A 15,751-nucleotide genomic window follows, 5' to 3' on the forward strand; every position below is an offset into this window, starting at 1 on the left:
TGAAGGTCAATGCCGAGGCTGCGGCTTCTGCTTCTTCGAGCCATCCGGGACACTCGCGGGACGCGGCGGTCCTTGCGGCTCTTCGTCGGCGCAAGCGGGACCGCCGGGCGCCGCGTTGGGGGAGACCAGCATGCTGCGCTGCGGATTCGCGATCTCGATGCCCTTCGCGCGGAACGTCTCGAGAATGCGCCGGTTGAACTCGCGCTGCACGGGCCAGCGCGCCGAGTCGCGGCATTGGATCTGGCCCGCGAGCGTGACCGACGCACCATCGACGGCATCGACGCCCCAGAAGCTGAAGTCCGACAGAATGCCGTCCTTGAAGCTGTCGTCCTCGCGCAGCGCCGCGCCGATTTCCTTGAGCGTTTCGATCGCGAGATCGACGTCCTGGCCGTACGCGATGCTCACCCTGACGGCCGCATTGCCGAGCCCGCGATTCGTGTTGTTCACGGTTGAAACCGAACTGAACGGCACCGTGAATAACGAACCGTCGCCGCCGCGCAGGCGCACGGTGCGGATCGACAGATACTCGACCGTGCCCGACACGCCCGCGAGCGTCACCCAGTCGCCGACCTGCATCGCGTTTTCCATCAGCAGGAAGATCCCCGTGATGAAGTCCTGCACGAGTTTCTGCGAGCCGAAGCCGAGCGCGACGCCGAAGATGCTCGCACTCGCGAGCAGCGGCGCGGTGTTCACGCCGAGTTCGCTCAGGCCCGTGAGCACCACCACCAGCGCGATCACGACGAAGAGCGCCGAGCGCAGCATCGGCACAAGAGTGCGCAGACGCGCGGCGCGCACGAGGTCGCCCGTCTGGGTCCACTCCGCGAGGCGCTTTTCGACGGCGACGTTCGCGACTTCCCACACAATCAGCGCAATCACGGCGGCCACACAGATCGTGACGAGCGCCGAGGTCAGCCGGTGGCCGATCGCGCCGGGCCGGAAGAAGAGCCACACGTCGATGCCCCAAACCTGCAGCAGCAAAAGCGCCGTCACGGCCACGATCACCGTCGACACCGCGCGCCGGATCAACGGGTAGTAGCGGTACGCGTGCTGGTTGATCAGCGAACGCTGCTCGTCCTCGTCGACGCGAAAAAGCTTGCCGAGCGCGCCGTACAGGACGATCGACACGACCCGCGCCGCGACTATCACGACGAGCGACAGGCCGCCGAGATGCAGCAGTGTCCGGTAGCCGTTGTGAACGTCGAGCGCCCACACGAACCACAACGCCATCACGATGAACACGGCGACCCATGCCCACATGTCGATGAGGCCGTGCGCGAGCAGCGTCACGGGACGCTGGGTTTCGCTCGTGCGCTCGCGCAGCAGCGCGGAGACCGGCGCGCGGCATTGCAGGATCATGATCGACACCATCACATGGCCGACCAGCGCGAGCAGCTTGACGAGGGGCAGATGCGCGGCGTCGCTCAGGCCGAGCGCCGTGGCGATCTCGATCAGCGCGCCACCCGCGCCGATCACGCTGACCACGCGAATCACCCAGCGCTGCATGAAAAGCGCCCAGCTATCGGGCAGACGCAACAGCCGCAGCCCCGGCGCGTCGGGCTGCAGGAAGAAGCCGGCGGCGATGACGATCGCGCGGCAGATCACGTACAGGTCGATCAGCCCGTTGAGCGCAGCGTCCTGAATCGTCCCGTCTTCGGTGAAGATCGGCATCAGCGCGCTCGCGGCCGCGATGAACACGACGAGCGGCAGCATGCGCACGAGCAGTTGCAGCGCCGCGCTCGGCAGGCGCTGCAGCGTGACCCAGTGGTTTTCCGCCTGACGCTTGCTGCGGGCTTCCTTCTGCGGATCGCCGGGCTTGCCCGCCGCTTGCGCGGTTGCCCTCGACGATGCGGACGCGGCAGGGGGCGTCGACATCGAAGGCGCGGCCGGGCCCGGCGGGACGCCCCCTTCGGCGGCGGCGGTCGGGGCGTGCGCCGGGACCGCGCCGTTCGCGGCGGCGGCTCTCGCTTCGTCGCTCGCCACGCGCGCCTCACGTGCCTCACGTGCTTCTCGCCGCAAGATGATCGCGGCGCGCGCCCGGCGCAACAGCCGCCGCGCGAGCCATTCGAGCGCGATCGCGGGCAACAGCGTGCCGATCAGCGCAAGCAGCACGCCGAACGCCTTTGCCCGCTCGTGCGAATCGGAAAGCTGCACGTTCCACCAGTAGCCCGCCGACGATGTGTCGAGCAACACCGCAACGGAGCGCTTCAGCGTCGAGCCGGCCTGGCCGAACCAGTGCGCGCCCTGGCGCACCAGTTGCGAAGCGAGACCGTTCGACTTGAACGCCGCGGGCACGCTCGCGCCCGACGCCGCCGTGGCCGCCGACGCGGCCGATGCGGGCTCGGCTGGCGCAGGCGTCGCGAGCACGCCGGCCGCCGCGATGGCGTTCAGCGTGTCTTCGATCTGCGCGCGCTTTTTCGGGTCGTTGAGGACGAGCAGCGCCTGACGGGCCTGCTCGGGCGTGAGGGTGACGGTGGTGGCGGAGGCGCCGGACGCGCTCGTGGTTTCCGTCACGGCGGACAGGGCGGGGACGCTGAATAGCGCGAGCAGGCAGAACAGGAGGAATTTGCGCATGTAAGGCCGGTGGGCGGCGGCGATGCGCGTACGGCTTGACGCGATGCGGCGCCGGGAGCCACCACGTTTCGACTGAAAATTAAGCGACAGCCGCGAGGTGCGATAAGTTCCTCAAAACGGGCGATCCGGCTCCCCTCCTGCATCCGATCCGCATGGGAGCGTTCGCTGCACGCAATTTCGTGCGTTTCTCGCGTCTTTCTGTTGCGGCGGCGCGCTCACCCCTGCACGGGCCGCGCCCGTATGCCGAGCGTTTCGTCGACGACTTCCGTGAACGTTCGTTCTTCGCGCAGGATGAAGCGCTTCGTCTGCGCGATGCGGAAATTCTCGACGGACGCGGGGTCGGTGCGCAGCCGCGCGCGATACGCCTCGTAGGCAGCGAGACTGTCGAACGCGATCAGGCCCCACGCGATGTCGTTCGTCCCTTCGTGCGGAAGGAAGTAGCCGATCAGCTGGCCGCCGCAGCGCGGAATGATTTCGCCCCAGTTTTCGGCGTATTGCCTGAATGCGTCGCGTTGGAACGGATCGATCTGATAGCGGATGAAACAGGTGAGCGTCATGTGAACTCCGTCGTGATCGGCCGGAACCCCCGGCTGCATGACGCCCAGTATCCGCGACGCGGGTCGCGCGACGTTTCAGCGTGGCTGGAAGTGTCGATGCGCGCGTGACGCTAACGCCCTTGCGTCTGCTTGCGCGCTTGCCCGCGGATGGTCGCCGCGGCGCACGCCGCGCCCAGCACAGCGCAAGCCGCCGACACCAGCGCGACGGCGCACAGCCCCGCGTCGATGGCTTGAGTCTGCGCCTCCACGATTTGCGCGGGGACGGCATGCGCGCCCGCCATCGCGGCGGGTTCGAGGAGCTCGCCCGCGCGATGTAGATCGGCGGGAATGTGCAGCCGTGCGAGATTCACCGACAAGGCCGCATCGTGCGACCACACGAACACGATGCCGAGCACCGCGATCGCCAGCAGGCTCGCGATGCGCGCAACGGCATTGTTGATGCCCGACGCGACGCCCGTGCGTCCCGCGGGCACGGAGGTCATCACGGTGGTCGTCAGCGGCGCGACGGTGATCGTCATGCCGAGGCCGAGCACGGCGAGCGCGGGGAAAAAGCGCGTCCAGTAGCTCATGCCGGCGGTGTCGAGCCACGCGGGCAGCGCGAGCAGCACGAAGCCGGCCGCCGCGATCAGCGGACCCGCCGTCAGCAGCGCGCGCGGCCCGAAGCGCACCGTGAGTCCGCCCATGAAGCGCGACAGCGCGCCGATCACGACGGGCACGGGCAACAGCGCCGCGCCCGCTTGCGTCGCCGTGTAGCCGTGCGCGCGGATCAGCGTGAACGGCAGAAAGAAGAGCGCGCCGCCGAGGCCGAAATACACCAGCAGCGTGACGAGGTTGGCGCCCGTGAAATCTCGCGAATGAAACACGTCGAGCGGCATCATCGGATCTTCGCTGCGCGCCTCGATCGCGACGAACGCGGCGCAGACGGCCAGCCCGGCCGCCACCGCGCCGGCCACTGTTGCATCGTTGAAACCATGCGACGACGCGAGCGTCAGGCCGTATGTCAGCAAGCCGAGTCCCGCAGCCGCCGCCAGCGCGCCGGGCCAGTCGAGGCGGCGCGTGGCGCCGTCGACGCGGCTGTCGGGCACCGACGACAGCGCGAGCGCGACCGTCAAGGCCGCGAGGGGCACGTTCAGATAGAAGATCGCGCGCCATGAAATCGCGTCGACGAGCCAGCCGCCCGCGACGGGCCCCACGGCCGACGTGATCGCGCCGACGCCGGCCCATGTGCCGATCGCGCGGCCGCGCTCGCGTTCATCGAACACGGCGCCGATGATCGCGAGGCTGCCCGGCACCAGCAGCGCCGCGCCGATGCCCTGCACGGCGCGGGCGGCGATCAGCGCGCCCGGATCGGGCGCGAAGCCGCATGCCGCCGACGCCGCCGTGAACAGCGCAACGCCCGCGATGAAGACGGTGCGCCGCCCGAGCCTGTCGCCCATCGCGCCGCCCACGAGCACCAGCGAGCCGAGCAGCAGCAGGTACGCATTGACGACCCATTGCATCGCCGCGACGCTTGCGCCGAGTTCGCTTTGTATCGCGGGCAGCGCGACGTTGACGACGGAGCCGTCGATGAACGCCATGCTGGAGCCGAGTATCGTCGCGGCGAGAGCGAGACGCTTATGACGGCAGGCGCGAGCCGCGGCGGGCTGCGCGCGGATCGCGAGATCGTCGCAGGGACTGGCCTGGGCGGGAAACGCGTGCGGCGTGTCGCGAGGCTTGTCGAGGGGCGGAGCGGCGTGATCGGACATGAGGCGTGTCCACGGATGCAGTGTGTTCGACAATGCAATGGACACGCGAAGCCGTCACACGTTCAGCGTGGGCTGAACGGCAGCAGGGCAGCGGATCGGATCAGGAGTAACAGTACGGTGTCGACCATCTCGGCCTGCAGAACACTGCTGGTGTACGGAATTTAGTTCGTGCTGCGGTACGTGCGCATCGTTCGTGAAGAAAAGCCGTTGGCTGCCGACGAAAGCTACTGCGCGTACCGCAGCACGGTCCGCTACCGGGTGCTTGCTGGCCTCTTCTGAGCAAGCGGGAGCCGCGCCGCGCCCGCCATGCATGCGCGCGTAGTCAAGGTACGCTATCGTGTGGCTGCCCGCGGCGTGTGCCGCGGCTCCCGTCTCAATTGCGGAGAGTCCCACGATGGCCAAAAAACCTCCCGCGCACACGGCAGCGCAGCCATCCGCGCAGGCGTCCCGCGCATCCGCGCCCGCCCGCGAAGCGCACGAAGCATCGGCACACCCGGCGATCGATGCCCAGGTCGTGCTCGTGCTGCAAGGCGGCGGTGCGCTCGGCGCGTACCAAGCCGGTGTGTTCGAAGCGCTGCACGACGCCGGCATCGAGCCCGACTGGGTGATCGGCACGTCGATCGGCGCGATCAACGGCGCGGTCATCGCGGGCAACCGTCCCGAGGACCGGATGCAGCGGCTGCACGCATTCTGGGACCGCGTGACGTGGCAGGCCAATCAGACGCCGGACTGGCTGGCGGCGTGCGCGCCCGCGTGCGCCGCGCTGGGAATCCCCAACTGGTGGGCGGCCGCGTGGGCGGCATGGATGCCCGGCTACGAGCCGTGGCTGCGCAATCTGTCGATCATGTCGCAAGGCATACCGACGTTCTTCACCCCGCGCGCGGGCGCGTGGCTCGGCGCGCATGTGCCCGTCGGCATCGAGCAGGCGGCGTTCTATCACACCGAGCCGTTGCGCGAGACGCTCACGGCATTGATCGACTTCGACTACCTGAACCGCAAGCAGACGCGGCTGACGGTCGGCACGGTCGGCGTGGGCAGTGGACAGATGCGCTACTTCACCAACCGCGACCAACCGCTCGACGTGCAGCACGTAATGGCATCGGCGGCGTTTCCGCCGGGCTTTCCGTCCGTGCGCATCGACGGCGAAGCGTACTGGGATGGCGGCATCTATTCGAATACGCCGCTCGAAGCGGTGCTCGACGACCGGCCGCGGCACAGCTCCGTGATCTTCACCGTGCAGTTGTGGCCCGCGCATGGCGCCGAGCCCGCGTCGATCCGCGAGGCGATGAGCCGGCAGCGCGACATCCAGTATTCGAGCCGCGCGGAAAGCCATCTCGAACGTCAGCGGCAGATCCATCGGCTGCGCCACGTGATCCGTGAACTCGGCACGCATCTGCCCGAGGACGAACGCGAGTCGGCGGCCGTCAAGGAACTGCTCAACTGGGGCTGCGGAACGACGATGCAGGTGATCGAGCTCGACGCGCCGAGTTTCGACCGCGACGAGCTGCACAAGGATATCGATTTTTCGGCGGACGGCATCAGGCGGCGCTGGCAGGCAGGCTACGCGGACGCGCAGCGGATGATCGCGCGCGCGCCCTGGCGCGAGGAGCCGGACCCGATGGAAGGCATCGCGATTCACCGTTCGGACCCGGAAGCGGCGTGACGCCGTCATCGATGTGCGCTCAGGCAGCCGCCGTGAAAGATGGCGACATACCTGAGAGATTGCGCGGACGAACAGGCATGTTGTACCTTGGCTGAAGGTTCTTCACGTTCGGCGGCGTCGATGCGGCGCATCGGAACGGTCGGCAGCAATGGCCAACGGAACGGCTGAAATGACTCATCCCAATGCAGCATTGATCGAGCGATTTTACGAAGCCTTTCAACGGCGCGATGTCGATGCGATGGCGGCCTGCTACGCGCCCGACGTGACCTTTACCGATCCCGTCTTCGTCGAGCTGCACGGCGACGAAGTGCGCGACATGTGGCGCATGCTCGTGTCGCGCGCGCAGGAGTTCACGCTCGCCTTCAGCCATGTCACGGCGAACGATGTCGGCGGCAGTGCGCATTGGGTCGCGAGTTACGTGTTCAGTCAAACGGGCAGGACGGTCGTCAATCCGATCGACGCGCGTTTCATGTTTCGCGACGGCCTGATCGTCGCGCATCACGATCGCTTCGACCTCTGGCGTTGGGCCAGCCAGGCGCTGGGCGCGAAGGGCGCGCTGCTCGGCTGGACCCCCTTTGTGCAGAACGCGATTCGCGAGCAGGCGAAGCTCGGTCTCGCCGCGTGGCGCGCGAAATCAGCTTGAGCATGCTCGTGAAGAGGCCGTGACAGTCAGCGTGCACGGGGCATGCATCGCGCGTTCGAGCTGCCTGCCGTGTCCCGTTGCAGAGGCACGATGAACAACGAAGCAGTGGGGGTGAATATGCACGTCGTGGATGCTGCATGGCAGGAATGGCTCGCGACCAATGTAAGCCGCGGTTGCACGCCGGAATCGATGATCGAGGCGATGGTGCAGGCGGGCTTCGATGCGGCGGCGGCACGCGACATCGTGGGCCGCGCCGCCGCCGAAGGCGGCGTGCAGGCCGCCGCGATTTCACCCGTCGATGACAGCGCGCGCGCTTACCACTACGATGCCTGTCCCGTCGCCGCAGGCAACCGCGTGCGCGCGCACGACCGCGACGTGACGGTGCTGATGCGAGTCGAGCGTCCTCAGGTGATCGCGTTCGGCAACGTGCTCTCTGCGGACGAATGCACGGAACTGATCGAGCGCGCGCGGCATCGGCTCAAACGCTCGACGACCGTCAATCCCGACAGCGGCCAGGAAGACGTGATCCAGTTGCGCACTAGCGAGGGCTTCTGGTTTCAGCGATGCGAGGACCCGTTCATCGAGCGGCTGGATCGCCGGATCGCCGCGTTGATGGGCGAGCCGCTCGAACACGGGGAGGGCTTGCAGATCCTGCATTACACGGCAGGCGGCGAGTACCGCGCGCACTTCGATTACTTTCCTCCCGGACAGAGCGGCAGCGCGGTGCATACCGCGCGCGGCGGCCAGCGCGTCGCGACGCTGATCGTCTATCTGAACGACGTCGAGGGCGGCGGCGAAACGGTCTTTCCCGACGCGGGGCTTGCCGTGATGGCGCGGCAAGGCAGCGCCGTCTACTTCCGCTACATGAACGGACGCAGACAGCTCGATCCGCTGACCCTGCATGGCGGCGCGCCCGTGACGAGCGGCGACAAATGGATCATGACGAAGTGGATGCGCGAGCGTCCCTACGTCTAGCGAGGTCTGCGATGCGAAGCGTTTCACGCTCGCGCGCAAGCAAAGCACTCAGGTACGTTGTGTGCTGGGAGACGGCCAGCGAGTGTCTCGGGTTCCACGGCATTCGACACGCGAAGGACATTTCGCGATCCAGACAGGAACCGGATATCGGGGGGACGACAATGGATAACTATCAACTCGAAAGCGAACTGAATCATCTGGAGCGGGTGCTAGCTCATATGGCCGCAGAAAATCGCTTTCCTCTTTCATACTGGCGCGTTCGACTGAACGCGCTGCTCGCGGCGTCGCTTGTGCCGTCGCAGCGCACGCGCGCCCGCAAGCTCGACGAACTGCTGCACACGCTCGAGACGCGTGCGCCTCAAGTCGGCTGATGGCGGCGTACAGGGCAGCCCGTCAGCCGGGTTGCGGGCACACTGGATGCTGAATTCCCGTCGACTGACGCAACCGTGCGTCGGCATAACCAGACGGAGTCAGCCATGAACAAGGACCAGGTGAAGGGCACGGCCGAAAAGGTGAAAGGCAAGGTCAACGAGACCGTTGGCAAGGCCACGGGCAACCGCAGCCAGGAATTGAAGGGTGACGTGCAGCAGGGCGCCGGCGAAGTGCGCAAATCCTATGGCGATGCAAAGGAGGACGCAAAGGATATCGATCGCGAAAGCCGCAAGCATCACTAGGCGCTTCGGACGCGGCGGGCCGTGTGCTGCCCGCCGCGTCGCGCGAACAGTAGCCGTCCTGCTACTGGGAGCGTATTGAAGAATGGGCCAGGCCCGTGGGCCGCGTTGCGACGCGGCCCATTTCATGTTGGCAGCCGCGCTTCGCGATGCCGCATGTTCGTGTGTGCAGATACAAGCGGTGCGTTCGCTCGTCTGCGGTCACTGCCGCCTTTGCGCGGAGCCTCCCGCGCTCAACCGCCTGCAGCTAGTTTGGCGGCGCGTCGCCCGCGCGGCCCAGCGTGCTGTCACCGGGATGCAGGCGGCGCAGCAGCAGATCCACTTGATCGAGCAAGGTTTCGCGCGCAACGGGCTTGTGCAGTGTGCATTCGCAGTCGACATCGGTCGGAATGTCGGGCGATGCGCTCCACAGGATAACGGGCATGCCGCCGAGTTCAGGATCGTTCTTGAGCATGCGGCACACTTCCGCGCCATCCATGTCGGGCATCATCAGGTCCGTGATGACGAGCGCAGGGTGTACGCGATGCGCGAGTTCGACCCCTTTGCGAGGCTCGAACGCGGTCAACACATGGAAGCCCTCGAGTTCGAGCAGGAGGGCCCATGCGATGAGAAGATCCGGCTCGTCATCGATGAGCAGGATGGTCGGAAGACGGCTGTCCGAGAGTGCGTTTGATTCCATGTCTTGAAGGCAGACTTCTTTCGCGCAGCCGAACGCCTTGCGATTCGACAATCAGACACGCCGTACGCACGACGCGTGCCAATGCGGCAGAAGGGACCGTCGCGGCGCCCGCGCGGCTGCAACGATACCGCGAACACGTCGCTGATCGTCATGCGGGGCGGGCTTTGCGGCCACCGCGCGCGCATTTCATGCACGCGGGACGCCACATGCGCGCGGCGCGCCGCCCGTGATGGGTTTGGGAAAAATCGGCGGCTTCGTTGTAAATTCGTACGCATTGCGTTGCCGCCCGAACTGTCGTGCCGATGTCAGGCACGCGGATTGCTCCTCATGCACGCCGCCGCGTTGGCGCTCAGAGCATGCGCCGCGCCCATCACTTCGCCTCAGGAACACACCATGCCAACCGATTCACGCATTGCCGAGGGCTTGCCGTTCCCGCTCGGCGCGACATGGGACGGAAAGGGCGTCAATTTCGCGCTCTTTTCCGCTCATGCGACAAAGGTCGAGTTGTGTCTCTTCGACGAGAAAGGGAAGAAGGAACTTGAACGCATCGAGTTGCCCGAATACACGGATGAAGTGTGGCATGTGCATGTAGCGGGGCTGAAGCCGGGCACCGTCTACGGCTATCGCGTGCATGGGCCGCATGAGCCCGACGCGGGTCATCGTTTCAACCCGAACAAGCTGCTGCTCGATCCGTACGCGAAGGCGCATGTCGGCTCGTTGCGCTGGGACCCATCGCTGTTCGGCTACACACTCGAAACAGAAGACGACCTCACGTTCGACGAGCGCGACAGCGCGCCATTCATGCCGAAGTGCCAGGTCGTCGATCAGACGTTCAACTGGACGCATCCGACGCGCATCCGTGTGCCGTGGGATCGGACCATCGTCTACGAGACGCACGTGCGCGGCTATACGAAGCGTCATCCGGGCGTGCCCGAATCGATGCGCGGCACGTTCGACGGCCTCGCGCAACGGGCCGTGATCGATCATATCCGGCGTGTCGGCGTCACGACGATCGAACTGCTGCCGATTCATTCGTTCGTCAACGATCAGCATCTGCTCGACAAGGGCCTGACGAATTACTGGGGGTACAACTCGATCGGCTTCTTCGCCGCCGATCCGCGTTACTTCGCACGCGGTCCGGGCGCGATCGACGAGTTCAAGGAGATGATCGACCGTCTGCACGATGCCGGGCTCGAAGTGATACTCGACGTCGTCTACAACCATACGGCGGAAGGCAATGAACGTGGACCGACGCTGTCTTTTCGCGGCATCGACAACGCGTCGTACTACCGGCTGATGCCGGAGCAATGCCGCTATTACATCAACGATACGGGCACGGGCAATACGCTGAACCTCGCGCATCCGCGCGTGCTGCAGATGGTCACGGACAGCCTGCGCTACTGGGTGACGGAGATGAACGTCGACGGCTTCCGTTTCGATCTCGCGACGATACTCGGCCGCGAGCCTTATGGCTTCGACGAAGGCGGCGGGTTTCTCGACAGTTGCCGCCAGGACCCCATCATTTCCAGCGTGAAGCTGATCGCCGAGCCGTGGGATTGCGGGCCGGGCGGCTATCAGGTGGGCGGCTTCCCGCCCGGCTGGGCCGAATGGAACGACCGCTTTCGCGATACGGCGCGCTCGTTCTGGAAAGGCGATGAAGGCTACACCGCCGATCTCGCGACGCGCCTCACCGCGTCGGGCGATTTTTTCAACCGGCGCGGCCGGCGGCCTTGGGCCAGCGTGAATTTCATCACCGCGCACGACGGCTTCACACTGAACGATCTCGTGTCGTACAACGACCGCCATAACGACGCGAACGGCGAGAACAATCAGGACGGACATAGCGACAACCGCTCATGGAACTGCGGCGCCGAAGGGCCAACCGACGACCCGGACGTGACCGCGCTGCGCGAGCGGCAGAAGCGCAACCTGCTCGCGACGCTGCTGTTTTCACAGGGCACGCCGATGGTGCTCGCCGGCGACGAGTTCGGCCGCACGCAGCAGGGCAACAACAATGCGTATTGCCAGGACAACGAGATAAGCTGGGTAGACTGGGAAGGCATCGACGACAACGGCCGCGCGCTGATCGGGTTCGTGCGCAAGCTGACGACGCTGCGCCATGCACTGCCCGTGTTACGGCGCAACCGCTTTCTCACAGGCGAGATGCGCGAGGACATCGGCGTAATGGACGTGAAGTGGCTGAGCCCCGCGGGCGTCGAACTGACCGACGAGCAATGGAGCGACACCGCGATGCGCTGTTTTGGTCTCGTGATCGACGGACGCGCGCAGGCGAGCGGCATCCGGCGCCCGGCATCGGATGCGACGTTGCTGCTCGTCGTCAACGCGTATCACGACGTCGTCGACTTCACGCTGCCAGAGATCCCCGGCAGCGATCAATGGAGCTGTATGATCGACACGAATGCACCCGAGCGGGACGAGTTGCCGGATTTCGAATCGGGCGATGCCTATCAGGTGACGGGGCGTTCGCTGCTGCTGTTCGCGTTGCATGCGAAGGGCGAGACGAAAAGGATCTTTCAACGGCTGGAAGAGCGGTTGACGCAATGATGGGCTTTGAAGCGCAGTGGCGGACCTGAGAGGCAGTAGCACGAGAAAGCAGCAAGAAGAAAACGGACCGCTTCGCATGAAGCGGTCCGTTTTCATTTTCACGGCATTCGCGCGGACATCATTCGAGCAGACGTCATTCAGTCCCGCGCAATAGTTGGCGCGATCCGCGATGCGGACCATGTCGGCAGGAGGCGAGGGACGGGCTTCGATGCGCAACAAGCGATGTGCCAAACGCGTACACGATGCGCGGCTCACCGCAAGCCCGCTGCTGCGGGCGCGGCGGCAATGTTCCCGTCTTTACGCAACGCTTTGCGGCTGTGCATGAAGCACTGTAGAGGATGAAATGCGTCAACTTGGTGAACGCGCATCCGATCTGCGCATTGCGTTGCTCGATGTAAAACAGGTCGAGAAGGCTTCTACATGGGCGCTTTAAAGCTGGGCTTTCGTGTTGGGTTTTCCGCCGGTTTCCTTGTGCGGGCATCGGGACGGCGTGGGGCGCGTTGCGCGCCCCGCATGCGACCACGCGTTCAGATATCGAGCCGCGAGATCTTCGCGCCTTCGAGCGACACGCCCGCCATCAGGCCGGCGTTGGTCAGCACGAATGCCTGGACGGGAGCGGTTGCCGTCGTCGAATCGATGTTGCCGTTCGCGCCCACCTTGATGAGCGCGACCGTCGCATCGCCGCCGACCGACCAGCCCCGGCTGTTGCGGAAACGGTTCAGCGCGTCCTCTGTCATGAACAGGAAGATCACGCCCTTCGACTGCGCGCCGATCTGCAGGCCGAACGAGCCCGCCGCCGTGCTGTAGTAGCCCACTGTTTGCCCGCCGACGCGCAACGAGCCCTGACCGTACTGTCCGCCGATCCAGAAGCCCGCCTGGACGACGGACGGGAACACCAGCACGCCACGCGCTTTGGCGACCAGTTCGCGCGAGCCGTTGACGCTCGTGTACAGGCGCGAGAGCGTCTCGTCGACGCTCGAATCGATTGCGCGGCGCTTATCCGTATTGCTGGTGGCGGACGTCGAATGCGAAGGCGTCATCGTGCATCCGGTGAGAGCCAGGCCGCCTGCCGCCAGTGCGGCACCCGAGCTGACTATGAAATTTCTTCTACGCATCGTTTTCTCCCTGTCTATCAACGCAAAGTCCGCCGGCTACCGTTTTCCTGGTGCCTCGCCGTAGCCCGGCAGGGTCGCGAAACCCTTGAGTGGCAAGGACTGACGAAGTGACAGCATCTCGCGTGCCCGTGGGGCGGACAGACAGTTTCGCGCTATGCGCGGCGCGACGCCGCGAGTCCCGCAGCGAATGCACGCGCTTACGTGAGAGCGCGACGCGTGTACGAATTACACATTGTCGTCGCGGCCCGGCTCGCCGGGTATCGCGGTCGCACGCTTTAACAGATCGAGCAGGCGTTGCGGCGTAAGCGGCTTCGCGCTATGGGCGTCGAAGCCCGCTTCCCGCGCCCGGTCGCGGTCGTGTTGCGACGCGTAGCCCGTGCAGGCGATCAGCAACATTTGCGACGTCGACGCGCCCGCGCGCAAGCGGCGCGCGAGTTCCAGCCCGTCGACGCCCGGCATCGCGATGTCGAGCACGACGGCAAACGGCTGCCATTCGGATGCGAACTCGCACACGTCCGCGGCGCCGTGCATCGCCCGGCATTCAAAGCCGTTCGCGAACAGCAGCAGTTGCAATGCATCGGCGGCGTCGGCGTAATCGTCGACGACCAGCACACGGCGGTTATTGGTCATATGCGCGCCGATCGGCCGCCACTGCAACTCGTCTTCGCTTTCATGCGGTTTGTTCATTGACGTCATGGTGATCTCCCTCCCCAAGGCAGCGGAGGCAGCAAGGGCCGGACCCGGCGGGCGCCCGTTTGAATCGGCTTGAATCGGCCTGAATCGGCGGACTGAAACGCATGCGGCGCACGCCGTGCCTGATTAACAATTGCCGCGCAAATAGGGGTTAACCAGCGAGCCAGGCGCGATTAACGGGTACTAATGGCGTTGGAATAAGCGCAATTGTGTTGTTTATAGGGTGACTATCCGCTTTATTCGCGGGACATAATTCGCCATTCGGATTTATATTTCGAATGGTGCAAAAAAACGGATTCGATGCATCGTGCCGACAGCATGCGCAATGCGATTGCCGGAATCCGCGACTCCAATAAAGCAGAGAGCGAGGGACTATGAATACATCGTCTGTAATGGGACGGCGTGCGTTCGGCATTGTCGGCGGCGCGACGCGTCTGGCAAGCATCGACGTGCTGCGCAAAATGCATTACGCGAATGCCGCCGCGCGGAAATTCCAGCCGCTCGATATTGCCATCGAGCGTTCGCCGGATACCGGGGATCGCATGCATGAGCCAATGGTGGCGGGTTCCGTCGAACACAAGCTTTGCATGTTCGACGCAATACGCGATTTCGAACAGCGCGGCGTGCCCGCCGTCGCGCTGCCATGCTTCGACAGTCATCTGTTTATCGACGAATTGGAGGAGAACACGTCAGTCGTGATCGTCGATATGATCGCCGCGCTTTTTGCTCATGTGCGGCAGCGCTTTCCACTTGCGCGCCGCGTCGGCGTGCTGACGTCGCCGCTGTTGTGCGAGCGCCGGTTGTTCGAGCGGTACGGCGCGAGCGCGCGCGTCGAAGTCGTGAGCGCCGGCGTGCGGGACGCGCGCGGGCTGCGCGCCGCTTGCGAGTCGCTGATCGCGCAAGGCGTCGATCTGCTGCTGCCGGGCAGCACTGAAAGCGCGCTGTCGGTGCGGCGTCTCGGCGATCTCGCTGTGCCCGTCGTCGATGCGTATTCGGTGTACGCGCAACATCTGCTGACGGCCGATTACCGCAAACCCGCGCGCCAGATCAAGCTCGGCGTCGTCGGCGGCGTCGGGCCGGCCGCGACGGTCGACTTCCTGCACAAGGTTGTGCGCAATACGCCTGCGATGCGCGACCAGCAGCACATCAAGGTGATCGTCGAACAGAACCCGCAGATTCCCGATCGCACCGATCATCTGATGGGTGCGGGCGCGGACCCGACGCTCGCGCTCTACGCGACGTGCAGGAAACTCGAAGACGGCGGCGCCGATTTGATCGCGATTCCGTGCAATACGGCGCATGCGTTCATCTCGCCGATGGAAACGCGTTTGCGCGTACCCATCGTCGGCATGATGAGCGTGACGGCCGATTATCTGCGCGCGAGCTTTCCCGCATTGGAGCGTGTGGGCCTGCTCGCCACCGACGGCACGATCGCGAGCGCGGTCTATCGCACGGCGCTCGAAGCGCGCGGAATGACCCAGGTCGTGCCGCCGCCCGCGGTGCAGGCGCGCGTGACGAATGCCATTTACGGAAGCCGTGGCGTGAAAGCGGGCTTCACGAGTGGCGAGTGCATCGATGACATCATCGCTGCCGTCGAGAGCCTGCTATCGCAGGAAATCGAAGTCATTCTGCTTGCGTGCACGGAATTGCCGCTTCTCTTTCCTGACGCGGCGACTGTCACGCGTCGCGGGCGCACCGCGCATCTCGTCGACCCGACTGACGTGCTGGCGAAATGTTGCGTCGAGTTTGCGCAGGGCAAGCCAATCGCAACGCGGGCGAACACGCGTCGCGAGCGCTTGCCGGTCGAATATGTCGCCTTTTGCGCACGCACGGGAAAAGGAGAGGCATTAAATGCCGAAATGCTTTAAGGCGAA

General features: G+C 65.3%; 13 protein-coding genes. 7 read left to right on the forward strand and 6 right to left on the reverse strand.

Annotated features, from left to right (window positions below):
* Positions 1–6: 6 nt before the first annotated feature.
* From J8I87_RS09855 to J8I87_RS09865, 3 genes are all read right to left on the reverse strand, one after another.
* Complete coding sequence (locus J8I87_RS09855) at positions 7–2,571, reverse strand: mechanosensitive ion channel domain-containing protein (RefSeq protein ID WP_209931271.1); 2,565 nt, start codon at positions 2,569–2,571, stop codon at positions 7–9.
* Positions 2,572–2,786: 215 nt separating this feature from the next.
* Positions 2,787–3,128, reverse strand: a complete 342-nt coding sequence (locus tag J8I87_RS09860; RefSeq protein ID WP_209931272.1) for an NIPSNAP family protein — start codon at positions 3,126–3,128, stop codon at positions 2,787–2,789.
* A 110-nt stretch (positions 3,129–3,238) separates the two neighbouring features.
* Positions 3,239–4,873: an MFS transporter gene (locus tag J8I87_RS09865; protein WP_209931273.1), complete on the reverse strand. Its 1,635-nt coding sequence runs from the start codon at positions 4,871–4,873 to the stop codon at positions 3,239–3,241.
* A 394-nt stretch (positions 4,874–5,267) separates the two neighbouring features.
* Between J8I87_RS09865 and J8I87_RS09870 the strand changes: the two genes are divergently transcribed.
* From J8I87_RS09870 to J8I87_RS09890, 5 genes are all read left to right on the forward strand, one after another.
* On the forward strand, positions 5,268–6,536 hold the full coding sequence (locus tag J8I87_RS09870) for a patatin-like phospholipase family protein (protein ID WP_209931274.1): 1,269 nt from the start codon (positions 5,268–5,270) through the stop codon (positions 6,534–6,536).
* Positions 6,537–6,705: 169 nt separating this feature from the next.
* Positions 6,706–7,179, forward strand: coding sequence for a nuclear transport factor 2 family protein (locus tag J8I87_RS09875; RefSeq protein WP_209931275.1), 474 nt, complete (start codon positions 6,706–6,708; stop codon positions 7,177–7,179).
* A gap of 117 nt (positions 7,180–7,296) precedes the next feature.
* Entirely contained in the window at positions 7,297–8,154 is an 858-nt protein-coding gene (locus tag J8I87_RS09880) for a 2OG-Fe(II) oxygenase (RefSeq protein ID WP_209931402.1), read from the forward strand.
* Between the two features lie 161 nt (positions 8,155–8,315).
* Complete coding sequence (locus tag J8I87_RS09885) at positions 8,316–8,525, forward strand: hypothetical protein (RefSeq protein WP_209931276.1); 210 nt, start codon at positions 8,316–8,318, stop codon at positions 8,523–8,525.
* 105 nt (positions 8,526–8,630) lie between these two features.
* Positions 8,631–8,828 carry a CsbD family protein gene (locus tag J8I87_RS09890; protein WP_209931277.1) on the forward strand — a complete coding sequence of 66 codons (198 nt, stop codon included), beginning with the start codon at positions 8,631–8,633 and terminating at the stop codon, positions 8,826–8,828.
* A gap of 244 nt (positions 8,829–9,072) precedes the next feature.
* Here the strand turns inward: J8I87_RS09890 and J8I87_RS09895 are convergent, their stop codons facing one another.
* Positions 9,073–9,504, reverse strand: coding sequence for a PleD family two-component system response regulator (locus tag J8I87_RS09895; RefSeq protein WP_209931278.1), 432 nt, complete (start codon positions 9,502–9,504; stop codon positions 9,073–9,075).
* 393 nt (positions 9,505–9,897) lie between these two features.
* On the opposite strand from J8I87_RS09895, the gene glgX reads away from it, so the two are divergent.
* Entirely contained in the window at positions 9,898–12,069 is a 2,172-nt protein-coding gene (glgX, locus tag J8I87_RS09900) for a glycogen debranching protein GlgX (protein WP_209931279.1), read from the forward strand.
* A gap of 527 nt (positions 12,070–12,596) precedes the next feature.
* Here glgX and J8I87_RS09905 read toward each other — a convergent pair.
* The gene (locus J8I87_RS09905; protein WP_209931280.1) at positions 12,597–13,184 is read right to left on the reverse strand and encodes a YSC84-related protein; all 588 of its coding nucleotides are present in this window, start codon (positions 13,182–13,184) and stop codon (positions 12,597–12,599) included.
* Positions 13,185–13,409: 225 nt separating this feature from the next.
* The gene (locus J8I87_RS09910; RefSeq protein ID WP_209931281.1) at positions 13,410–13,880 is read right to left on the reverse strand and encodes a response regulator; all 471 of its coding nucleotides are present in this window, start codon (positions 13,878–13,880) and stop codon (positions 13,410–13,412) included.
* 371 nt (positions 13,881–14,251) lie between these two features.
* Between J8I87_RS09910 and J8I87_RS09915 the strand changes: the two genes are divergently transcribed.
* Complete coding sequence (locus tag J8I87_RS09915) at positions 14,252–15,745, forward strand: amino acid racemase (RefSeq protein WP_209931282.1); 1,494 nt, start codon at positions 14,252–14,254, stop codon at positions 15,743–15,745.
* Positions 15,746–15,751 lie beyond the last annotated feature (6 nt).

The organism is Paraburkholderia sp. LEh10 (assembly GCF_017814945.1).
Lineage (GTDB): Bacteria > Pseudomonadota > Gammaproteobacteria > Burkholderiales > Burkholderiaceae > Paraburkholderia.